Annotated in this window: 23 protein-coding genes and 1 other RNA gene; 16 read left to right on the top strand and 8 right to left on the bottom strand. The window is 58.2% G+C overall.

Features of this window, described 5'->3' with window-relative positions; translation table 11 throughout:
* Window positions 1-187 precede the first annotated feature (187 nt).
* From LD28_RS0118630 to LD28_RS24020, 8 genes are all read left to right on the top strand, one after another.
* Entirely contained in the window at window positions 188-670 is a 483-nt protein-coding gene (locus tag LD28_RS0118630; protein WP_033138413.1) for a hypothetical protein, read from the top strand.
* A 27-nt stretch (window positions 671-697) separates the two neighbouring features.
* Window positions 698-955: a hypothetical protein gene (locus LD28_RS0118625; protein ID WP_033138412.1), complete on the top strand. Its 258-nt coding sequence runs from the start codon at window positions 698-700 to the stop codon at window positions 953-955.
* Entirely contained in the window at window positions 955-1,218 is a 264-nt protein-coding gene (locus tag LD28_RS0118620) for a hypothetical protein (RefSeq protein WP_050514372.1), read from the top strand. Before LD28_RS0118625 ends, LD28_RS0118620 begins: the two co-directional genes overlap by 1 nt.
* Before the next feature lie 365 nt (window positions 1,219-1,583).
* A complete protein-coding gene (locus LD28_RS0118615) occupies window positions 1,584-2,402 on the top strand; it encodes a Rha family transcriptional regulator (RefSeq protein ID WP_033138411.1) in 819 nt (272 codons plus the stop codon).
* Between the two features lie 31 nt (window positions 2,403-2,433).
* Entirely contained in the window at window positions 2,434-2,694 is a 261-nt protein-coding gene (locus LD28_RS0118610; protein ID WP_033138410.1) for a hypothetical protein, read from the top strand.
* Entirely contained in the window at window positions 2,694-2,903 is a 210-nt protein-coding gene (locus LD28_RS23220) for a hypothetical protein (protein WP_156120314.1), read from the top strand. The genes LD28_RS0118610 and LD28_RS23220 overlap by 1 nt, the downstream gene beginning before the upstream one ends.
* 76 nt (window positions 2,904-2,979) lie before the next feature.
* Window positions 2,980-3,975: a hypothetical protein gene (locus tag LD28_RS0118605; protein WP_033138409.1), complete on the top strand. Its 996-nt coding sequence runs from the start codon at window positions 2,980-2,982 to the stop codon at window positions 3,973-3,975.
* A gap of 2 nt (window positions 3,976-3,977) precedes the next feature.
* Window positions 3,978-4,481 carry an HNH endonuclease gene (locus LD28_RS24020; RefSeq protein WP_050514371.1) on the top strand — a complete coding sequence of 168 codons (504 nt, stop codon included), beginning with the start codon at window positions 3,978-3,980 and terminating at the stop codon, window positions 4,479-4,481.
* An 83-nt stretch (window positions 4,482-4,564) separates the two neighbouring features.
* Here LD28_RS24020 and ffs read toward each other — a convergent pair.
* The 8 genes from ffs to LD28_RS0118565 form a co-directional block, all read right to left on the bottom strand.
* Window positions 4,565-4,661: signal recognition particle sRNA small type (gene ffs / locus LD28_RS22645), an RNA gene on the bottom strand.
* Window positions 4,662-4,763: 102 nt separating this feature from the next.
* The gene (locus LD28_RS0118595) at window positions 4,764-5,552 is read right to left on the bottom strand and encodes a sulfite exporter TauE/SafE family protein (protein ID WP_033138408.1); all 789 of its coding nucleotides are present in this window, start codon (window positions 5,550-5,552) and stop codon (window positions 4,764-4,766) included.
* Between the two features lie 102 nt (window positions 5,553-5,654).
* Window positions 5,655-7,091 carry an arginine-ornithine antiporter gene (arcD, locus tag LD28_RS0118590; RefSeq protein ID WP_033138407.1) on the bottom strand — a complete coding sequence of 479 codons (1,437 nt, stop codon included), beginning with the start codon at window positions 7,089-7,091 and terminating at the stop codon, window positions 5,655-5,657.
* Between the two features lie 359 nt (window positions 7,092-7,450).
* The gene (locus LD28_RS0118585) at window positions 7,451-8,230 is read right to left on the bottom strand and encodes an SDR family oxidoreductase (protein ID WP_033138406.1); all 780 of its coding nucleotides are present in this window, start codon (window positions 8,228-8,230) and stop codon (window positions 7,451-7,453) included.
* A 52-nt stretch (window positions 8,231-8,282) separates the two neighbouring features.
* Window positions 8,283-9,203 (bottom strand): 3-hydroxyisobutyrate dehydrogenase, encoded by a 921-nt coding sequence (mmsB, locus tag LD28_RS0118580; protein ID WP_033138405.1) that lies wholly within the window; start codon window positions 9,201-9,203, stop codon window positions 8,283-8,285.
* A 42-nt stretch (window positions 9,204-9,245) separates the two neighbouring features.
* The gene (locus LD28_RS0118575; RefSeq protein ID WP_033138404.1) at window positions 9,246-10,358 is read right to left on the bottom strand and encodes an enoyl-CoA hydratase/isomerase family protein; all 1,113 of its coding nucleotides are present in this window, start codon (window positions 10,356-10,358) and stop codon (window positions 9,246-9,248) included.
* Window positions 10,359-10,376: 18 nt separating this feature from the next.
* Window positions 10,377-11,159: an enoyl-CoA hydratase gene (locus LD28_RS0118570; RefSeq protein ID WP_033138416.1), complete on the bottom strand. Its 783-nt coding sequence runs from the start codon at window positions 11,157-11,159 to the stop codon at window positions 10,377-10,379.
* A 140-nt stretch (window positions 11,160-11,299) separates the two neighbouring features.
* The gene (locus LD28_RS0118565) at window positions 11,300-12,457 is read right to left on the bottom strand and encodes an acyl-CoA dehydrogenase family protein (RefSeq protein WP_033138403.1); all 1,158 of its coding nucleotides are present in this window, start codon (window positions 12,455-12,457) and stop codon (window positions 11,300-11,302) included.
* Between the two features lie 306 nt (window positions 12,458-12,763).
* On the opposite strand from LD28_RS0118565, the gene LD28_RS0118560 reads away from it, so the two are divergent.
* The 8 genes from LD28_RS0118560 to LD28_RS0118525 form a co-directional block, all read left to right on the top strand.
* On the top strand, window positions 12,764-13,906 hold the full coding sequence (locus tag LD28_RS0118560; protein WP_033138402.1) for an isovaleryl-CoA dehydrogenase: 1,143 nt from the start codon (window positions 12,764-12,766) through the stop codon (window positions 13,904-13,906).
* Window positions 13,903-15,537: a carboxyl transferase domain-containing protein gene (locus tag LD28_RS0118555; protein ID WP_033138401.1), complete on the top strand. Its 1,635-nt coding sequence runs from the start codon at window positions 13,903-13,905 to the stop codon at window positions 15,535-15,537. The genes LD28_RS0118560 and LD28_RS0118555 overlap by 4 nt, the downstream gene beginning before the upstream one ends.
* 11 nt (window positions 15,538-15,548) lie before the next feature.
* Complete coding sequence (locus LD28_RS0118550; protein ID WP_033138400.1) at window positions 15,549-16,403, top strand: enoyl-CoA hydratase-related protein; 855 nt, start codon at window positions 15,549-15,551, stop codon at window positions 16,401-16,403.
* A complete protein-coding gene (locus LD28_RS0118545) occupies window positions 16,400-18,412 on the top strand; it encodes an acetyl/propionyl/methylcrotonyl-CoA carboxylase subunit alpha (protein ID WP_050514370.1) in 2,013 nt (670 codons plus the stop codon). Before LD28_RS0118550 ends, LD28_RS0118545 begins: the two co-directional genes overlap by 4 nt.
* Window positions 18,413-18,426: 14 nt before the next feature.
* Entirely contained in the window at window positions 18,427-19,377 is a 951-nt protein-coding gene (locus LD28_RS0118540; protein WP_156120315.1) for a hydroxymethylglutaryl-CoA lyase, read from the top strand.
* A 2-nt stretch (window positions 19,378-19,379) separates the two neighbouring features.
* Window positions 19,380-19,790, top strand: a complete 411-nt coding sequence (locus tag LD28_RS0118535; protein WP_033138398.1) for a MerR family transcriptional regulator — start codon at window positions 19,380-19,382, stop codon at window positions 19,788-19,790.
* 36 nt (window positions 19,791-19,826) lie between these two features.
* Window positions 19,827-20,588, top strand: a complete 762-nt coding sequence (locus tag LD28_RS0118530) for a substrate-binding periplasmic protein (RefSeq protein ID WP_033138397.1) — start codon at window positions 19,827-19,829, stop codon at window positions 20,586-20,588.
* 51 nt (window positions 20,589-20,639) lie between these two features.
* A partial coding sequence (locus LD28_RS0118525) for a DUF748 domain-containing protein (protein ID WP_033138414.1) occupies window positions 20,640-22,442 on the top strand: 1,803 nt, incomplete at its 3' end.

Below are 22,442 nucleotides of genomic sequence, written 5' to 3'. Positions count from 1 at the left end.
GAATGGTAACTCTCCATGCATGCATGGGAAAAGAAAAGAGATATTACGATGCAAGAGAAAGACCATAACATTAATTAGCCCTATCGGCTGAATCTGCTGGGAGGCTATATGACTTATAAACTTACTGAACTACCCTCGCTATATGACTTGCTCGCCCGCATCGAGAAATTAGAGAAGGAGCTGGCAAATGCATCAAACAATTAAAGTTCCCAGACACATGGCAATCTGGAACAGCATCTGGATGAAAACAAATCCAGTTACTAGCAATGCTGATACCTTTCATGGATTCACAGTATGTGATGAATGGAGGGAAGCTAATGGATTTAAAGCTTGGTATGATTTAAATAACGTAGATGATTATGAGCTGGCTTGTGACATTTACGATAAAGACAACAAGCACTATTCACCATCTACAGCTTTGTTTGTTCCACCGCAACTAGCCAACCTACTTAGGAATAGGGGCGCCGGATTCCCTGTTGGTGTTTGGAAACATGGGGATGATTACCATGCAACTTACTGGTTTGGGCAACTTCATTCCCTAGTTGACTGTGCGGATGAGCCAAGCGCATGGAAAGCCTATGGCCTGCACAAGCTTACACAATTTCGTGGGAAGATAGCTGATGAGCTATATGACCACATAGAGAGTCAAATTAAATTAGGTATTCGATAAGAATCCGCAACTTATAAGGAGCCCAATATGGCTATTAAAATCACATCCCCAGAAGCTGCTATTGCAGAGAAAACTGCCGCATCCAGCAAACCTGCAATTCCTGCCCGTATGACCAAGGATGTTTATCAAGAGATGATGACGCACCCTGCATATAAGGCCAATGCTAACTTTGCTGAAAAGATTGATGCCGTTCGCCGTAACTCCATCAGCATGGAACAGCGTGAATATCAAATTCAACTTCAGAACGCTGCTCTTGGTCAACATAACCTGCGAGGTGGCAAGTAATGGGCATCACAGGCGATAAAATTGGCAAGAGCGTACAGACCTTTTCTGTTTCTGGTGCAGCTACTGCCCTCGTTACCGAGGCGAACCTCAAGAGCGCAACTCACCCTATCAATATCAAGCACCTGTCTGGCAAGTACCCTGGCTGTTATGTGGCTGTGAAGTTGGCCTCCGGCAAGATTTCAATGGCGGTTTCTCAGGGTGAAGCACCTACCGATGCATGGTCAATTCTCGACCTAGTAGCTACAGATGCCGTCCCTGTCTGACAGAGTGCGCCAGTGGCTCTACAGGATCAAGGAGTGGCTGGCCCGTGCCTTCGCATGGTCGAGGTTTCCAATGCTCGCATACACCCTCTGGTGGGCTATCCAGCGCATTGCTGACAGAGGCGGTTAGCCGCCCAACGATGGGAGCCAAACGCTATTAAATACACACAATAGAACAAGCATCAGAAAGTCCGCCCGTGGCTGCTTCACCTCTGGCTGCTTGTTCACCCAATGACCCCGCAAGGTCTATCAACTTCAACCGCTTAAAAGTCGTTGTCCTTTCTGCCCTCACAGTTACCGAGCGTAACGGTGGTTGAGGCTGTAGAGGGATGCGGCTTTAAGGGCAACTACTTTTGAGGAAGTTACGTATGAATACCAAGATGAGTAAGCCGGAGATGCTGGCAGCGATTAACCAGCAGCATGGCACATTGCTTGAGCTGGGCCTTGATGGCAAAGATGCCGTTATCAGTCTCGTGAAGATTGCCGAGATTACTGGTCGTAGACATGATGATTTGTTAGTTCGTGTACGTTCATTCATTGAAGGTGCAGAGTTAGGTAACGGCCGAAAAAATTCGGGCGTTGATTTCCGTTATGAGCCTGCAACCTATTTGGATGCAAAGGGTGAAACAAGACCAACGTACAATCTTAACAGAGAAGCTTTCTATCAGTTTGTATTATCCATGACTGGTAAGCACGTTGCGACAATTCGTGATAATTACATCCTAGCCTTCAAGGCATTTGAGCAACTTGCTTTGCATGAGATGCACCATGAGGTTGCAGCTGTACGTTTGCAGCTTGAGCATAAGCAACGTTCTGAAAGCATTGATGAGCTGATTAAGAGGGTTAAGCCAATCGCTCAGATGATGATTAATCATCGGCAACTTCAGCGCTCTTATTCTCGGCAGAATGCTTACAGGTACTTTAACCAGCAACTCCCTGACTTTAAAAGCAAGTTCCCGAAGATAGCTGACTTTAATAAGGCACTACATAAAATCAACTGGATTTGCTGTGACACATCATCCGCTGCTAATGGTCAGCCATGGCAACGTGCGCAGGGTCGTGGTTTTGTTATTCCCTACGATGATGAGCGGAATGGCCACCAACTCTCCTATGCAAAGATTACTGCACTTGGGATGCTATACCTTCAGGAGAGAATGGAGCAACTTTATGAACAGTCAGTTGCCTAATTAAATCATCAACTCATCTAGGAGATTCATAATGTTTAATAGTAAATACGTTGCACTTGTTAGCTATCTTATTGATGGCGATGAAGATGACTTAGATTATGACTACTACGAAGCAGACAGTTGTGAAATCAGAATTGATGGCTCACTTCTTATTACCCTGCATGGTAAGCAAACCTGCTTGCTAGATTCTGGGTGCTGGCTTGATGTTTCTCTTGTCCCAGCATCTTCAATCGTTATCAGAGAGAAGCCAAAAGATAATTCATTTCTGCTAGATGAGCCTGCGGAGTTCTAATGGATAACGGCAAGCTCTTTAAGATAGAAGAAGATTTTCCAGATGACTTACCAGTATCCACAATTAAGATGGCAGAAATACCTAGCACAAGATGGGGAGTTAAAGGTAAACAGCTTTTACCAGAGACTAACCTAGGCCTTAGGAATATCTACATCATTGCAGCACAGCAATACATTGAATACTGTAAGTCTCAGACACAACCAAGTTAACCCTATTATTTCCTGCAACTCAGGCGCTCTATTTGCATCTGGGTTTTCTTATTTTATTTATTCAAGGAGACCGCACATGTCCTTTATTAATCTCGACCACACTACCCAGAATCAAGTAATCATCAGCACCCTGAACGCTAACCGAGCAGATATTAAAGCTGGTGTACTTGGCACAGATTCTCTGTCTATCGCTACTTCTCTTTCTCCTATTGAGCATCGTCATGATGGCGTTAACTACGAACGCAATAATGTGGTGGCCAAGATGGATTTTGAAATCCGATGCCTGCAAGTGACCGGCAAGTACAGCCATGATAGTGGGTTCCTCCCGAGCACCGAAGGCAAGACCCCTACCCAGTGGCTGCTAGAGCTGGTGGCCCTTCGCCGTAAGGTTGATGGATTTGCCAAGCCTGCTCGCACAATTGAGGAATGTGACCAGCCAGCAGATAAGCGATTCGTTGAGCAGTTTGCTGGATGGCGAGCACCGTTGCTTGTCTCCCTGCACCCCACCTGGGCATCTTCCATCTACAAGTGGCTGGCTGATGGCTCCGAGTCTGAGTATGCAAAGGTTCTGCGCTTCGATGCTGAGACACCAAAGCAGGCACTCGCTGACCTGAAGGAAGCGGCGGAAGCTAAGAACCATGTTACCGCTCATCGCTTGGTGACTACTGCCATGCACTCTGTGCGCCTGAGCCCTGCTGAGGTTGAGGCGAACTATGAAACCATCAAGGCAGCCAACATCACCCAGCCTGTCTACATGGAAGTTGAAAGCCAACTGTTCGGCATTGTAGGCACCCAGAATCTGCAAGTCTCCCTTTCCAAATATCTGGGCATCGACACCGAGAGCAAGCTAGGCCATCTGAAAGAAACTGTCTTTGCCCAGAACAAAGCAGATTTTGATGCGCTGATGCAGAAAGAGCTTGATGAGGAGCGTAAGGCAGCCGAGGCAGCAGCCCGCCAGTCAGAGATTGAACAGGCTATGTCACTGTCTGAGACGCTGGAGAAGGCCCGAGCTGCTGTAGCCGCTGGGACAGCAACCAAAGAGGAACTGGCCCTGTTCATGGCTAATTCCTGATTATGGTAACAATAACCCAAATCAAGGGGGCGCTTTCACTGGCGCCCCAGTTTGCTAGGGGTGGCTCTGGCTTGGTCTGGTTAACCGGCCCACGATGTGGACAGATGGCAGGGACAAAAACGAACCACGGTTACTATCAGGTTAAGTTCAAGGGTGAGCGCCTATATGCTCATCAACTGGTTGCCATGCTAGCTGACCTAAAGGATTGGAGATTACCAAGACGTGAGCCACTGAGATTTTGCATTGACCATCTAAACGGAATTAGGGATGACAACAGACTAAGCAATCTTAGGGTGGTTACATATCGTCAGAATGCAGCCAATCAACAGTGCTACCGAGAGGGCAAGCTAATAGGTGCATGGTTCGAGAAACGAACTGGTAAATGGCGGTCACAGATAAGGGTGAAGGGCAGCCGGATTTGTTTAGGGACTTTCCCAACAGAGGAAACTGCACACGGTGCTTATGTGAAGAAGTTAGGGGAACTTGGCATGACCTTAGCGAGCTGATAATCTTTGCAGGTCATCCACATAAGTTGGATCACCTAGCAGATATACATGCTAAGTAATTGATATACAAAGAAAGGTGGTGGCCCTACCAGCCACATCCCGGCACTCGAGTCCCCCGCCTTGGCTGCTACCTTCCGGTCCTGACCAGGTCGACGGGTTATCAATGCGAGAGGACCAATAGGACCACCGGCGAGGAGAATAGGCAAACTGGCCTCTCAATGCAATGGCTTTCTGCCTTTCAATAGTTCGTTTGCCTTATTTTTCAACAATCTGCCGAATGAATCAGCTAAACAACATAAACTTGGCCCCCACCAGCAGCATCAGCAGGGCAAATGCCTGCTTGAGGCGTGTTGGTGAGAGGCGATGTGCCAGCTTGGCGCCAATACGGGCAAACTGGGTACTGGTCAGCACAATGCCCAGCAGGGCGGGCAGATAGATGTAGCCAACACTCCACTCGGGCAGATCGGCATGATCCCAACCCGCATAGAGGTAGCTCAGGCTCCCCGCCAGTGCGATGGGCATGCTGCAGGCGGCAGAAGCGGCCACCGCATTGCGCATCGGCACCGAGTTCCAGCTCAGATAAGGGACGGTGAGTGACCCGCCTCCGATTCCGAACAGCGCCGACATCCAGCCAATCACGGTGCCAGCGATACCGGTACCCAAGGCACCGGGCAGGTGCCGCTCTGCCTTGGGCTTAAGGTTGAGCCCCATCTGCAGCGCCATGCTCCAGGCAAAGCAGCCGATAATGATGTTGAGAGTGCTGGCACTGAGCAGGTTGGCGGTCATGCCACCAAGCCAGGCACCAGCCAGCATGCCAGCGCCCAATCGGCGGATCATCACCCAGTCGACGGCGCCCGCCTCCTGGTGAGCCCGCAGGGAGCTAAAACCGGTGAAGATCATGGTAGGCAACGAGGTACCGAGGGCCAGATGGGTGATGATGTCAGGGTCTACTCCCTGGGCGCGAAACGTCATGACCAGCACCGGCACAATGATAAGACCGCCCCCGATCCCGAACAGCCCCGCCAGAATACCGGCAAAAGCCCCCAGCAGGAGGTATCCCATAAACAGCATAATAATTCCTGTCATAAACGAAAAATGGCCAAAACGGCCGGCTACAAAACAAGATCAGCATGAAAAAAGAGATGGCCCTTGGGCCATCTCTTTTAGTTCTTGTCAGTTCAAGGGAATGGTACCGTCCATCACCTTGTAGAAGGCCAGCACGGCGCAACCCAGCAGGGCGGCAGTCATCCCCTGCTCCAACCGGTTGAGACCGCGCAGACCGTGATGCTGACGCGCCTTCCAGTAGATGAAGATGCCCGGACTGTAGAGCAGCGCCACCAGCAGCAGATACTCGACCCCGGCCGCGTAGACCAGCCAGCAGCCATAGACGGTTGCCATCAGCGCCAGTAGCAGATCACGCTTGCGCTGATGAGGTTGACCCTCATAGGTCTCCCCTTTCAATGCCAGCTTCAGACCGTAAGCGCCAGAGAAGACGTAAGGCACCAGCGCTGCCGAGGTGGCGATGTTGACCAGCGCCAGATAGGTGCTGTTCTGGAAGTAGATGATGATCAGGAAGATCTGCACCAGACAAGTGGAACACCAGAGGGAGATCTGCGGCGAGCCGTTCTTGTTCTCCTTGGCAAACCAGCCCGGGAACACGCCGGTCTTGCCCGCAATGTACGGCACTTCAGCGGCCAGCACGGTCCAGCTCAACAGGGCGCCCATCACCGAGATAACCAGACCAATGTTGATGAGCCAGGCCCCCCATGGGCCAACGACCGCTTCAAGGATCATGGCGGTAGAGGGGTTCTTGAGCGCCGCCAGCTGCGGTTGACTCATGACACCCAGCGAGAACAGGGTCACCATCACATAGAGTGCCAGCGCACCGAGCAGTGCCAGCACGGTGGCACGGCCCACATCCTTGCGATGACGGGCACGTGCAGAGACCACCACAGCACCTTCAATGCCGATAAAGACCCACAGGGTCACCTTCATGGTGGACTTGACCTGATCCATCACGGAGCCCAGCTCCATGTTGTTCTGGCCCCAGATGTCCAGGGTGAAGGTATCCATGTTGAAGGCGAGCAGGATGGCGACGCAGAAAACAATGAGCGGCACCATCTTGGCGATGGTCGTGACGATATTCACCAGCGCCGCAACCTGAACACCCCGCAGCACCAGTGCATGCACCGACCAGATCAGGATGGATGCGAGGGTGATGGCGACCGGGGTATTACCGTCACCGAAGATGACGTTGTCCGGTGTATCGAAGAAGTAGCTCAGGGCGCTGAACACCACGATGGCGTAGGAGACGTTGGCCAGCAGCTGGCAGAGCCAGTAACCCCAGGCGGCATTGAAACCGATGAAATCGCCAAACCCGGCTTTGGCATAGCTGAAAATGCCGCCATCGAGATCGGGCCTGCGCATCGAAAGGTTCTGATACACCAGCGCGAGACAAATCATGCCAATACCGGTAATGGCCCAACCCAGAGCAACGGCCCCTGCGCTGGCATGTGCAGCAATATTTTGTGGCAGACTGAAGACCCCGGCACCGACCATGGAGCCGATCACCAGCGAAATGAGGGCGCCAAGCCCTAGTTTCTTGTCCATCTCAATCCTGTTTAATTAAGCGGCGGCAGAGCGTCCATATTCATGCTGCGCGCACTATGGGAGGGGCTAGAAATCCATACCCCTTGAAAAAGGCGGCAACTATATTGCATGACTATGCCCACCGCAATCCCTGGTACCGTCAATCATGCACCACCTTGAACCGCGCGCAATTTTACAGCACTGACCCCAGGGGCCTGTGAGCTGGGTCAAATTAAATAAGACCCATTGATATTTCTCATTTTTTCGCCGAGCCAGTCAGACCCTGATGATTCCCATGCATCGCCATTCACGCCGTGGGTAGACAAATTCTGTGCATAAAAAAGCCCCGGTGGAAACACCGGGGCCCATTGTGTAAATCTCTATAAACGCAAACCACCATCCAGTTCTATCATCCGGCCCGACAGATAATCGTTGGCAAAAATAAAGCTGACTGTATCGGCCAACTGCTGCGCCTCGCCAAGGGCGCCGACCGGAATGGCCTGCTGCATCCGGGCCATCGCCTCCGGCTTCATCGCCGCGGTCATGTCGGTAGCAAACACCCCGGGAGCGATCCCCATCACCCGAATACCATGACGGGCCAGCTCCCGCCCCCAGGTCACCACCAGTGAGGCGACCCCCGCCTTGCTGGCGGCATAGTTGCTCTGGCCGATATTACCGGCACGAGCGATGGAGGAGATATTGATGATAACGCCTCCCTCCCCGCCGGTGGCCATCAGTGCGGCCCCCTCGCGCCCGCACAGGAAGGTACCGGTGAGGTTGACGTCAATCACGCTCTGCCACTGGGCCAGCGTCATCTTCTCCACCAGCGCCCCCTCTTTCACCTTGATCAGCATGCCGTCGCGCAAAATTCCAGCGCAGTTGATGAGGCCATGCAACACACCAAAGCGCCTCTTGATGGCGGCAAAAACCGACTCAACTTCGGGTTCGCTCGCCACATTGCAGACAAACAGCTCGCACTGGCTATCTTGATCGCACTGATCATTCTGACTGCGCACCATGGCGGCGGTCACCGCCAGATCGGCGCGATTGATGTCGAGCAGCGCCAGCGTCGCACCTTGTGCGCCAAGAGCAAGGGCGATGGATCGCCCCAACCCTCGCCCGGCGCCGGTAATGGCGATAACCCGTTGTTTGATATCCATGAATGCTCCTTGTAGCAGGCAGATGGGAGATGCCTAGAAGAGAGGTGGCCCGTCAGGCGGGATCCTGTTTATCCAGATAGAGTTCGACGATGCTGGAGAAATCCCGACTCCCCTGCCCCTGGGCGGCATGCAGGTTGAACAAGTTACGCGCGAGCGCCCCCATGGGCACCGCGCTGTGGCCATGCTCGGCCAGCGCCATGGCCAGTCCCAAATCTTTCACCATCAAGCGGGTCATAAAGCCCCCCTGATAGTGGCGGGCGGCAGGCACATTCTCCATCACCCCGGGCCAGGGGTTGTAGCGCTCCAGACTCCAATTGTTGCCGGAGCTCTTGCCCATGATGGTGGAGAGCACCGCCGGATCCAGCCCCTCCTTCACTCCGAGGGCCAGCGCCTCGGCGGTGCCCGCCATATGGATCGCAAGCAGCATGTTGTTGCACATCTTGGCGATCTGCCCCGCCCCGAGCGCCCCGGCGTGAAACTGGTTCTGCCCCATGCTGGCGAGCAGGGGTTTTGCCGCCTCGAAATCCGCCGCGTCGCCGCCGACGATAAAGGTGAGCGTCCCGGCTGCCGCACCGGCGACACCGCCCGACACGGGGGCATCGATAAAGCGCAAGCCGCGCGCGCGGGCCGCCTCCCCGACCTGACGGGCAGAGTCGACATCGATGGTGGAGCAGTCGATCACCAGTGCGCCAACCGGCAGAGCAGCCAGCAGATCCTGCCCGCCCCGCTCACCATCGCTCTCGCCCAACCAGAGGGTGCGCACATGCTCCCCGGCAGGCAGCATGCTGATGACGACATCACAGCCAGTCACCGCTTCGCGGGCATCCCCCGCTGCGATGCAACCAACTGCGATAGCTCGCTCAATGTTTTCGACGACCAGATCAAACACCTGCACCGTATGCCCAGCTCTGGCCAGATTGGCCGCCATGGGGCCACCCATATTGCCGAGCCCGATAAATCCTATCCTTGTCATCCCGCTTGCTCCTTGCGTTGCTGATGGCGGCGTGCGCCGGTTCTATCCCTTATAGGCCAACGGATTACGCCCCTGCGGCCAGCGATAAAACTCATCCAGCCACTCCCCCTCCGGAGGCAACTGCTGCCAGCGGGGATCTTTATCCTTGTCGATCAGCAGTGCCCGTACCCCTTCCACAAAATCCCCCTTGAGCACGCAGTTGACCGAGAGGGTCAGCTCATCGGCAAATACCTCGGCAAGGGATTGACGGCGAGCCTGCCAATATTGGCGCCACAAAATGGCACGGCTGATGGGGCTGCCGGTGCGGCAGATCTGCTGTGCCTGCTGGAGCACTGCCTCCTGTTCATCGAAACCGGCGCTGAACAGCCGCGCCAATACCCCTTGCAGCGTGCGTCCCGCCAGCAGGGCATCGATCCTCTGTTGATGGGGCAACAGCACTGGCGCAGGCAAGCGGGCCGCCACCTCACCATGCAACCCCCTGAGCAGCAGATCGATCTGCTCACGGGGATCACCACCGGCTGCCCAGTCGAGCACGGCGAGACGTGACAGCAGCGCACTGCGCTCGCCACTGGCGATGGCGTGATCCGCCAGCCCCACCCCAAGGGCATCGGCCCCATTGAAGCGAGCGCCAGTCAGACCAAGCCAGAGCCCAAGCCGCCCCGGCATCCGGCTTAAAAACCAGCTTGCTCCAACGTCGGGGTAGAGGCCGATGGTCACCTCCGGCATGGCGAACAGGCTCTTCTCGGTCACCACCCGAAAATCGGCGCCAGCAAACAGGCCAATGCCGCCCCCCATGCAGATACCGTCCGCCACGCAGATCAGGGGCTTGCGGTAACCGTGGATATGGTGGTCGAGCCGATACTCCTGCTCGAAAAAGTCGCGGGCATAGCCAAACAGTTCCGCTTCGCTCGCCTCCTGCTTGCGGTAATAGAAGGAGCGGATATCGCCACCGGCACAGAACGCCTTCTCACCCGCCCCCTGCAGCAGCACACAGACGATGGCAGGGTCCTGCTCCCAACGGATCAGCGTCTGTTGCAGGATCTGGATCATCGGCAGGCTCAATGCGTTGAGAGACGCAGGGCTGTCGAGGGTCAACACCCCGATCTGATGGCCATCTTCGGTGGGATGGCTGCTAACCTTGACCGGTTCACTCATAAACGGCTCCGTATGGATTTATTCTGTTGGGCCATATTGCCAGCGTGGTGAGCGTTTCTCCAGAAAGGCGGCCACCCCTTCACGCTGGTTGGCATCGGTAAAGAGATCAAGAAACAGTGCCCGCTCAAGGGGCAAGGCGGCATCCCGCGGGCCGCTGCGGCCCTGATTGATAAGGGTCTTGCAGGCGCGCAGGGCGCTCGGACTCTGGCGCTCCACCAGCTGGGCCATCTGGTGCGCCGCCTCCCATGACTGACCGGTTTTAACTACCTCCTCCACCAGCCCGATCTCATAGGCCAGCGAGGCACTCACCTTCTCGCCACAGAGGATCATCCGCTTGGCCCAGCCAGGCCCCACCAGCTCGGTGAGACGCTGGGTGCCTCCTGCGCAAGGAAGCAAGCCCACCGATGCCTCCGGCAGTCCCAGCAGCGCCTGCTGCTCGGCGATGCGGATATCACAGGCCAGCGCCACCTCCAGCCCGCCGCCCATGGCATAACCGTTGATAGCCGCAATGGTGACACCGTGAAAACGGGCCAGCGCTTCGAATGCGCGACCAAAAGCGTCGGCCACATCGCGAGCCAGATCGACATTGCCATCGGCAAACATATTGAGGTCAGCACCGGCGCAGAAAAATTTGTCGCCCGCACCGCGGATCACCAGCGCCACCACATCGGGGCGGCTGTCGAGCTCCACCATCATCTGCAAAAAAGCCTGCAAGCTGGCAAGGGTCCAGGTGTTGGCTGGCGGATGGTCGAGAGTGATATAGGCAACGTGGCCATGATATTCGAGTCTGATCCTTGTCATAACATTGTCCTTGTCGATGAAGCTGCAGCCATGATGACAGGCTTGAATGACGCCAACCTGTGGCTGGCTCATAAAGCCGAAACCGGCATGGCATGGCGCAAATCGGGTGGCTGGCGACACACCCTAGGTGCGACCACCGGTTAGCCAAGCGACAAGCCGGGATCGGCCAGCAGGCGGCGAGCGATGATGAGTCGCATCACCTCGTTGGTGCCCTCCAGAATGCGGTGTACCCGGGTATCGCGCAGATAGCGCTCGAGCGGATACTCGCGGGTATAACCATAGCCGCCAAAGAGTTGCAGAGCCTCATCGCAAACTCGATAACCCACATCGGTGGCAAAACGCTTTGCCATGGCGCACCAGGCACTCTTGTCCGGCACCCCGCGATCCAGCTTGTCGGCAGCCTGACGCACCAGCAAACGGGCGGCCGCCAGCTCGGTGGCCATGTCGGCCAGGCGAAACTGCACGCTCTGGAATTCGCTGATCGGGCGACCAAATTGCTGGCGCTGCTGCACATAGGCCAGCGCATCATCCAGCGCCTGCTGGGCGGTGCCCACCGAACAGGTGGCGATATTGATGCGCCCCCCATCGAGGGCCTGCATGGCGAATTTGAACCCTTCCCCTTCCTCACCCAGTCGGTAGCTGGCGGGAATACGCACCCCGTTGAACGCCACTTCCCGGGTCGGCTGGCTGTTCCAGCCCAGCTTCTCTTCGGGCTTGCCATAGGCGATGCCCACGCTGTCGGCCGGCACCATAAAGGCGGAGATACCACTCGCCCCCTCACCACCAGTGCGCGCCATCACCACCAGCACATCGCTGCTGCCCGCCCCCGAGATAAAGACCTTGGTCCCCTCGATGAGGTAGCTGTCACCCTCGCGCACCGCCCGGGTCTTGAGGGCTGCGGCATCGGAGCCCGCTCCCGGCTCGGTGAGGCAATAGGAGCCCAGCAATTCGCCACTGGCCAGTTTGGGCACCCACTCCTTGGCCACCTCCACGGGCAACCAGCTGCCCAGCATCCAGCTCACCATGTTGTGAATGGTCAGATATGCCGTGGTCGAGGTACAGCCCATGGCGAGACGCTCGAAGATGAGGCTCGCATCGAGGCGCGGCAGCCCCAATCCGCCAAACTGCTCCGGGGTATAGAGACCACAAAAACCTAGCCCAGCCGCCTGCTTGATAGTCGGGATCGGAAACTCATGCTCCTTGTCCCAGCGCGCGGCATGGGGTTTGAGCGCCTCATCGGCAAAGGCGGCGGCCGCCTCCACATACGCCTGTTGATCATCGGTCAGGGTAAAATCCATCTTGTTGTTCGCTCCCTTGTTGCTCCGCGCTTATTTTCCTGAGTTAGTGCTTTATGACGCGGCGCCCACACACTGCGTCAGTCGGATCTGCCACTATGGCGCTGTTGTCGTGGTAGCTGATGACGATCTCACTACCACCTCTCTATCGACACACAACAGATTAACAATTGATTTACGTTTACGCTAACGTAAACTTGTGGCAGAAGTGAAGTACAAAAATGGACCGACCACTGCCAGCCATAACGCAGAGTCAGCCGGTCGAACCAACCTTCCTACCCGACTGTCATATCCGCAAGGAGAGCATGGATGCAGATGGATGAGACCCTGAATGCCCTGACCGAACAGGTTGCGGCTTTCTGCCAGAAAGTGATCGCCCCGCGCGCCAGCGAGATCGATCAGAGCAATACCTTTCCCCGTGATCTCTGGCCCCGGATGGGTGAGCTGGGGCTGCACGGCATCACGGTGACCGAGGAGTATGACGGGGTGAACCTCGGCTATCTGGCCCATGTGCTGGTGATGGAGCAGGTGAGCCGCGCCAGCGCTTCGGTCGGCCTCTCCTACGGCGCCCACTCCAACCTCTGCATCAACCAGATCCACCGCCACGGCACGCCGGAGCAGAAAGCGTGCTACCTCCCCCCGCTGGTGAGCGGCGAGCATGTGGGGGCGCTGGCCATGAGTGAGCCCGGGGCGGGTTCCGACGTGGTGAGCATGCGCCTGACCGCCGTGCGCGAGGGGGATCACTTCGTGCTCAACGGCAACAAGATGTGGATCACCAACGGCCCGGATGCCGACACCTTCGTCATCTATGCCAAGACAGATACCAGTGCTGGCCCCAAAGGGATTTCCGCCTTTATCGTCGAGGCGGGGACTCCCGGTTTTTCTACCGCCCAGAAGCTCGACAAGCTGGGGATGCGCGGCTCCAGCACCTGCGAGCTGGTGTTTGATAACTGCCACGTGCCGCAACAGAACCTGCTGGGCCCCCTGCACGGCGGGGTCAAGGTGCTGATGAGCGGGCTCGACTACGAGCGGGTGGTACTGGCGGCGGGCCCCCTTGGCATCATGCAGGCCTGCATGGACGTGGTGCTCCCCTATGTGCGTGAGCGCAAGCAGTTCGGCCAAGCCATCGGCGAGTTCCAGTTGGTGCAGGGCAAGCTCGCTGACATGTATACCCGCCTCGCCAGCAGCCGGGCGCTGGTCTACTCGGTGGCGAGCGCCTGCGATCAGGGTCGCACCAGCCGTAAAGATTGCGCCGCCGCCATCCTGTTTGCCGCCGAAAACGCCACCCAGATGGCGCTCGACGCTATCCAGCTGCTCGGCGGCAACGGCTACATCAACGAATATCCCACCGGTCGCCTGCTGCGGGACGCCAAGCTCTACGAGATAGGCGCCGGCACATCGGAAATTCGCCGCTGGCTGATCGGCCGCGAGCTGATGGGGGATAACGCATGAGTCGTATCCACTCCCGTCTCGACACGGCGAGCCCGGAATATGCGGCCAATCGGACCGCCATGCAGGCATTGGTCGACGATCTTAATGCCCGCATCGCCAAGATCGCGCAAGGGGGCGGCGCGGCCAACAACGCCCGCCATCAGGCCCGCGGCAAGCTGCTGCCCCGCGAGCGCATCAACCAGTTGCTGGACCCGGGCTCCCCGTTTCTCGAACTGTCGGCGCTGGCTGGCTGGCAGGTCTATGACGAGCCGGTGCCCGCCGCTGGTATCATCACCGGCATTGGCCGGGTCTCCGGGCGCCTTTGCATGCTGGTGGTGAACGATGCCACCGTGAAGGGCGGCACCTACTACCCGCTCACGGTGAAAAAGCACCTGCGCGCCCAGGCCATCGCCGAGCGGCTGCGCCTCCCCTGCCTCTATCTGGTGGATTCCGGCGGCGCCTTTTTGCCGATGCAGGATGAGGTGTTCCCCGACCGGGACCACTTTGGCCGCATCTTCTATAACCAGGCCCGCATGTCGGCCCAGAACATCCCCCAGCTTGCGGTGGTGATGGGGCTCTGCACCGCTGGCGGTGCCTACGTCCCCGCCATGGCGGATGAATCCATCATGGTCAGGGAGCAAGCCACCATCTTTCTGGCGGGCCCGCCGCTGGTCAAAGCTGCCACCGGTGAGGAGATCAGCGCAGAAGCCCTGGGCGGCGCCGAGGTGCACTGCGCCCACTCAGGCGTTGCTGATCACATGGCCCGTGACGATGCCCATGCGCTGGCCATCGCCCGTACCCTGCTCACCCATCTGGGGAGTGACCATGATCCGATCTCGGGTTTGCCATCGGGCAACCCAACCTACGATGAACCCGGCTACCCCACTCCCTGTTACCCGATAGAGGAGCTCTACGGTCTGGTGGGCACCAGCCTCAAACGCCCTTACGACGCCCGCGAACTGATCGCCCGACTGGTGGATAGCTCTGACTTTGACGAGTTCAAGGCGCTGTTCGGCACCACACTGGTGACCGGCTTTGCCCGCATTTGCGGCATGGAGGTGGGGATCCTCGCCAACAACGGCGTGCTGCACAGCGACAGTGCCCAGAAGGGGGCTCACTTTATCCAGCTCTGTAACCGGCGTGCCATCCCGCTGCTCTTTTTGCAGAACATCACCGGTTTTATGGTGGGGAGCAGCGCAGAAAAGGAGGGGATCGCCAAGCACGGCGCCAAGCTGGTGACCGCGGTGGCCTGCAGCCGGGTCCCCAAGATCACCCTGGTCGTCGGCGGCAGCTTTGGTGCCGGCAACTACGGCATGTGCGGCCGTGCCTACGACCCCGATTTTCTCTTTAGCTGGCCCAACAGCCGCATCTCTGTCATGGGGGGCGAGCAAGCTGCCGGAGTGCTGGTACAGGTGCGTCGGGACAAGCTGGCCGCCGAGGGCAAGAGCCTGAGCGAGCAGGAGGCAGCCGTCATCCGCGCCCCGGTGATCGAGCAGTATGAGCGCCAGGGTCACCCCTACTACGCCAGCGCCCGCCTCTGGGATGATGGCGTCATCGACCCGGCCCAGAGCCGCACCGTGCTGGCGCTGGCACTGGCCGCCTGTCAGGGTGCCCGCATTGAACCCGAGCAGTACGGCATCTTCCGGATGTAAGGAGCAAGCATATGTCCGATCCACTCACTTCCCCTGCACTCAGCTCGTCAGCCCAGAACCCGTTTCGGCTGGAGCGGCACGGCCCGCTGGCCGAGCTGGTGCTGTCCCGCCCGGCCCGCCACAACGCCTTTGATGCCGACCTGATGCTGGGGCTGCTCGACTGCCTCGATGATCTGGCCCATCTCCATGGTCACTCACTTGCCGAACGCCCTCACGCCCTGCTGCTGCGGGCCGAGGGTAAACACTTTTGCGCGGGCGCCGACCTCAACTGGATGCGCAATCTGGCCCACGCCGATTTCGAGCATAATCGCGAAGACGCCCGGGTACTGGCGCGGCTGATGCAGACCCTCGACGAGCTCCCCTTCCCCACGGTGGCGCTGGTGCAAGGGGCCGCCTATGGCGGGGCGCTGGGGCTGATCTGCGCCTGCGATCTGGTGCTGGCCAGCGACGATGCACGCTTCTGCCTCTCCGAGGTGAGCCTTGGTCTGGTGCCTGCGGTGATCAGCCCCTACGTGGTGCGCACCATGGGAATGCGTCAGGCGCGCCGCTACATGCTCAGTGCCGAGCCGTTCGATGCCATCACCGCCTGTCGGCTCAATGTGGCGCATCAACTCTGCAAACCGGATCAACTGCTGGCGGAGGGGCGGGCGCAGGCTCTGCGTATGTGCCGCAACGGGCCGGAAGCGATGAAAGAGACCAAACGACTGCTGGCGACCATAGAGGCCCACCCTTCCCGCCTCTACGAAGAGAAAACCGTCGAGACCATCGCCCGGGTACGGGTGGGGCTCGAAGCCCAGGAGGGGATGCAGGCCTTCTTCGACAAACGTCCTCCCGCCTGGCGTCCCCGTTTCAAGGATGAGACATGACCCATCACACTTCGATTAAACGTCTGCTGATCGCCAACCGCGGCGAAATCGCCGTACGCATCATCAAGACAGCGAAACGCCTCGGCATTCACACTATCGCCCTCTACTCCGATGCCGACGCCCACGCCATGCACACCCGTCTGGCCGATGAGGCCTGGCATCTGGGGCCCGCACCGGCCAGAGAGAGCTACCTCGACACCGGCAAGGTGCTGAAGATTGCCAAAGAGGCACGCGCCGATGCCATCCATCCCGGTTACGGTTTTCTGTCAGAAAACAGCGACTTTGCCACCGCCTGCGAGCAGCGCGGCCTGCGCTTTGTCGGCCCAAGCGGCGCCGCCATTCTCGCCATGGGCGACAAATCGGGGGCCAAGGCGCTGATGCAGGCAGCCGGTGTACCTGTGCTGCCCGGCTATCACGGCACGGATCAACGGCCGGACTTTTTGCGCGATCAGGCGAGCCAGATTGGCTTTCCGCTGCTTATCAAGGCCGCCAGTGGCGGTGGTGGCAAGGGGATGCGGCGAGTCGATCAGCTGGCTGACTTTGATGAGTCGCTGGCTGCAGTCAAACGGGAGGCCAAGGCCGCCTTTGGTGACGATCTGGTGCTGCTGGAGCGCTATCTGCCCCAGGCTCGCCACGTGGAAGTGCAGGTCTTTGCCGATAGCCTCGGCAACGCCATCTATCTGGGGGACAGGGACTGCTCCTTGCAGCGGCGCCATCAGAAGGTGATCGAAGAGGCTCCCGCCCCCAATATCCCTCCGGCTCTGCGGCGCGCCATGGGGGATGCGGCCGTGGCCGCTGCCAAAGCCATCCACTATCAGGGGGCGGGCACCATCGAATTTCTGCTCTGCAAGGATGAGTTCTTCTTTATGGAGATGAACACCCGGCTGCAGGTGGAGCATCCGGTCACCGAAGCGGTAACCGGGCAGGATCTGGTGGCCTGGCAGCTGGCCGTGGCCGAAGGCAAGCCACTGCCACTGACTCAGGATGAAGTGGTGCTGCGTGGCCATGCGGTGGAGGCGCGCCTCTACGCCGAGGATGTGGCGGCCGGTTTTCTGCCTTCCAGCGGCCCTATCCACTGGCTGCACTGGCCGGATGGCGTGCGCATTGACACCGGCGTTACCGCTGGGGATGAGGTCAGCCCCTATTACGATCCCATGATTGCCAAGCTGATCGCCCACGGACAGAGCCGTGCCGAGGCGTTCGCCCAACTGGCCGATGCACTGGCGGCGCTGGATCTTGGCCCGCTGGTGCACAACGGCCCGCTGCTGCTGCGCCTGTGTGAAGAGCCTGACGTCTTGGCCATGGGCCACCATACCCAGTGGCCCATCCCCACCACAGCGCAGCCCATTCCTGAACTCGCCTGGCCGCTGGCCACCCTCTGGCTGGCGAGCCGTCCTGCGGGCTCCTCCCCTTGGCAGCAGGCCTGCGGATTTCGACTGGGACCGGATCGCAGCTGGACGGCGGCGGTGCGCATCGGCGATGAGTGCCGGGTATTGACCCTTCACGATCATGACGGCCAGTTTGAATGGCAAGGAGAGACCCGTTGCTACCAGAGAGGCGGCGACCATATCCGGCTACAACAGGATGGCTGCTGGCAGCTGATCCCCATTCAGACGGTCGAAGGCTCGGAGGCAACCTTCATCATGACCCTGGTTGGCCAGCGCATCCGTTTCACAACCGATGATCAGCAGCACAGTCACCATCATGATCAGGCAAACGAGAAGGCACAGGGCGCCATTGCCCCCATGCACGGCATAGTGGTAGCCGTGCTGGTCGAGCAGGGACAAGCGGTCAACAAGGGGCAACCCCTGCTGGTGCTGGAGGCAATGAAGATGGAGCATCAGCTGCGTGCAGAGCGGGACGGGGTAATTGAAGCCCTGCAGTGCAAACAGGGCGAGCAGGTAAGTCAGGGGGCCGTGCTGGTGCGCTTTGCCGATACCGATACCGATACCGATACCGATACCGCCCCGGAGCATAACGCCATCAACCAACAAGCGAGTAGATCATGAACAGAGGAGCAGCCATGCCGGATGACAAGGTCAGTCTGGTGGAGATGGGGCCGCGAGATGGCCTGCAAAATGAAGCCAGCCCGCTGGCACTGATCCAGCGGCTAGAGCTGATCCAGCGACTGGCCGACAGCGGCCTGCAGCGCATCGAGGTGGGGGCCTTTGTCTCTGCCAAAAAGGTGCCGCAGATGGCGGACTCCGCAGCGCTGTTCGAGGCACTGCCGCGCAAGGGCTCAACCCGTTACGGCGCACTGGTGCCCAATTTGCAAGGCTTGCAGGCTGCCATTGCCGCCCGCGCCGACGAGATTGGCCTCTTCACCGCCTGCTCCGACGGTTTTACCCGTGCCAATATCGGCATCAGCGTGGAGGAGTCGTTGGTTCGTTTCGCCCCGCTGGTGCAGGAGGCGCGTCGCCTCGGCATCAAGGTGCGCGGCTATCTCTCCACCGTCATCGCCTGCCCGTTCGATGGCCCGACCCGCCCGAAACGGGTCGCCGCCATGGCCGAACAGTTACTGGATCTCGGCTGCCACGAAATTTCGCTAGGGGACACCATCGGCGTTGGCACCCCGGGCACGGTGGCGCCCATGCTGGATGCGGTGCTGCACGAGATCCCCGCGGGGCGACTCGCGGTCCATTTTCACGACACCTACGGCCAGGGGCTGGCCAATCTGCTGCCCGCGCTGGAGCGCGGTATTCGCACCATCGACTGCTCGGTGGCGGGGCTTGGTGGCTGCCCCTATGCGCCGGGCGCCTCCGGCAATGTGGCATCAGAAGAGGTGGTCTACCTGCTGCACGGCCTTGGCATGACGACCGGGGTGGATCTCGACAAACTGGCGGCCACCGGCCAGTGGGTGAGCGAGCAGCTCGGCCGCCCCAACGGCTCGCGGGTCGGCCGGGCCCTGCACGCCAATGCCGAGCGGCTGCGTGCCCGCCTCTGCCAGCCACTCTCCCAGCAACAGGAGTCATGACCATGTCCCGTTCCCTGCCCGGCAAGGAGATCACTTACAGCATCTCGGAGCTGGCCCACGAGTTCGATGTCACGCCGCGCACTATCCGCTACTACGAGGACGAGGGGCTGCTCACCCCACAGCGAGAGGGACAAACCCGCATCTATAGCCACCGGGACAAGATCCGGCTCAAGTTGACCCTGCGCGGCAAACGGCTGGGGTTTAGCCTGGCCGAGATCCGCGAGCTGTTCGATATGTACGACACCGACAAATCGAGCAAAAACCAGCTCAACTCCATGATCCAGCTCATCGACGCCAAGCGCGCCGCCCTGCGTCAACAACTGGAAGATATCCAGATGGTGATGGCCGAGCTGGAGGCGGCCGAACAGCGCTGTGTTAATTCCCTCAACAGCTTGAAAAGCGACCCAGATTAACCGAATCTGGGATCACGCAATTGTCTTGGGGATCCCATGAAATATTGGTGTTGGTTGTGGCTGTTGTTCAGTCTGTCCGGTTGGAGCCATCCCCTGATCAAGGTCGGCGGTTACCCTTATGCTCCTTTCGTAGTCAAGTTATCCGATGAGCACTATGAGGGGATGACGCTGGACCTTATCGCCAAGCTCAATGAGATCCAGCAGGAAGTCAGATTTGTCTTTGTTCCCACCTCTGCCAGCAACCGGTATAAAGCCCTCGCCTTCGGCCGCTTTTCCATGATGCTGTTTGAAGATGCCAAATGGGGTTGGCAAAACGAGCAATTCAAAATGACAGCCCCCTTTCTCGATGGTGGCGAGGTCTATGTCGCGCTTAAACAACCCGACAGAGACCAGCATTTTTTCGATGATCCCGCCAAACATCACCTCATCGGAGTAACGGGTTATCACTATGGTGTCGGTCAGTTCAATGCTGACCCTGCTTATTTGCAACGTACGCTGAGCATCATTCTGGTCAAGGACAACATCAGCGCGCTGCAAGCACTGCTCAAGGGGCGTGGCGAAATCGCCATTCTCAATGTGTCATACCTCAATCAATATCTGCTGACTCACCCCGAAGTAGCGGAGCGTCTGCTCATCTCGCAGAAGTGGGATCAACATTACCAGCATCGTGCCATCCTCGCGCCAGATGCCCAGATAACGCCAACACAATTGGAACAATGGCTGGCAGCACTTCAGGAAAAAGGTGAACTAGGTCGCCTTTGGACAAAGTACGGCGTACAGCCGCACGTAACTCCATGATTAATAACCGGCCTTTCGGTACCATGAGGGTACCGAATGGGAGTGCATCAAATGAACACCACTAAGTCCGCGTCCTCCAAAATCCGCTTGTTGCGCTACCTGGCTTACGCTTTCCTGTTAATGCTGATCTTCACAACCCTGTTGCTGTGGCAAACACCCCGCTTGATCCAGCGCTATCTGCCCGGCTGGCTGGCCGAGCACTACGGCCTGCAGCTGAACCTGGGGGAGATTGATGTGGGGCTGCGCAATCCTTCTCTCACCCTCGGCGCTACTGCACTGCTCGATGCCAAACAGCAACCTATCATCCGTTTTGAGCAGCTCTTTATCACCCCCAACCTGCAAGCCAGTTGGCAACAGAAAGGCGTTGTTCTCTCCACCGTCACGCTGACCAAACCTGTGATAGCGCTACAACGGCTGACGGACAAAAAAGGGGACGTTCGACTCAACCTGACCGATGCGCTGGCCACCGTGCTCGCGCCAGCGCCATCCCCCGAGCCCGAGACGGCCAGCGAACCATTGCTGGTCGACATTGCCAGCATCTCAATCACTGAGGGTCATGTGCGCTATCAGGATCAGCGCAAAGAGAGTGAACCCGGCTGGCTACCGCCCCTCAATCTGGAAAAAGTGACCCTTAAGCTTGATAACCTGCGCACAGAGGCAAACCACCCGACGGCCTATCAGCTCACTGCCGCCATTAACGGCAAAAGCAGCCTCACCGCTCACGGCAAGCTCGATGTGATGAGTGGCATGGGTCAAGGCAAGGTGAGTCTCAAGCAGGTCGAGCTTACATCCTTCGCCCCGCTCTGGGCTCCTTACCTCAAGCTGGATCTGGCCAAGGGACAAGCCGGAGCCGAAGTGGAGTATCTGCTAAAAAATGGCAAGAAAGGGATAGAGTGGCAGCTATCAAAAGGCAAGCTCGCGCTCGATAACTGGCAACTGAAACAGGCCAAGGGGAATGAGTTTGCCCGTTTCAACCAGCTTTCCCTCGCCGATCTTGCCGTCGATGGCAACAAGCAATCCCTGCACATTGGCAAGATCACCCTGCAGCAGCCACATCTGAAGGCCACCCTTAACGAACGGCAAGAGCTGGATCTGGCCGATCTGCTGATCGAGCAGCCACCCGTCAAGCCGGTCAAGGGTGCAAAAGTGGCCAAGCCCGCCAACGACAAACCCTGGCTGTGGCAGATCAACCAGATTGCCATCGACAAGGGGGATCTCACACTGACCGAATCAAGCAGCGGCAAACCGTTGGTGCGCCAGCTCTCCGGCCTCAAGGTGGCAATTGGCCCGCTGGGCAGCAAGGGTGATCAGCAGAGCAAGCTGACCCTCTCCACCAGCTTGAACCAACAAAGTCCGATCTCGTTTGATGGCAAGCTGACCCTGACCCCTTTCACGCTGAATGGCGACATCAACCAGCAAGCCCTGCCCCTTGCACTGGCACAGCCCTATCTGGCCGATCTGGTGCGCATCAAGGTACAAAACGGGCTGCTGAGCAGCAAGACCAGACTTGATCTCGGCACCACCGCCCAGGGGGAGCTGGGCAAGCTGACCCTGCAAGGGGGACTCGATGTCAACGATCTCAAGGTGGTCGATAGGGCAGATAACCAGCGGCTACTGGAATTCAACACCCTGGCCCTCTCCGGTCTGGATTTCGACGGCATCAGCCAGCAGATGCGGATCAAGGACATAGCCCTGAACAAGCCCTTCGCCCGCATCGAGATCAACGAGGATGGCACCACCAACCTGCAACAGCTGCTGTTGCCGCAACCGGCTACGACCAAGAACACCCAGGCGGCGGCAGGTAGCAAGGGCCCCGGCTTTCGCTTCACCATCGACCAGCTGCGCACCGAGCAG

The sequence above is a fragment of the Aeromonas finlandensis genome (assembly GCF_000764645.1).
Lineage (GTDB): Bacteria > Pseudomonadota > Gammaproteobacteria > Enterobacterales > Aeromonadaceae > Aeromonas > Aeromonas finlandensis.
This window is presented reverse-complemented; position numbering and strand designations above follow the sequence as displayed.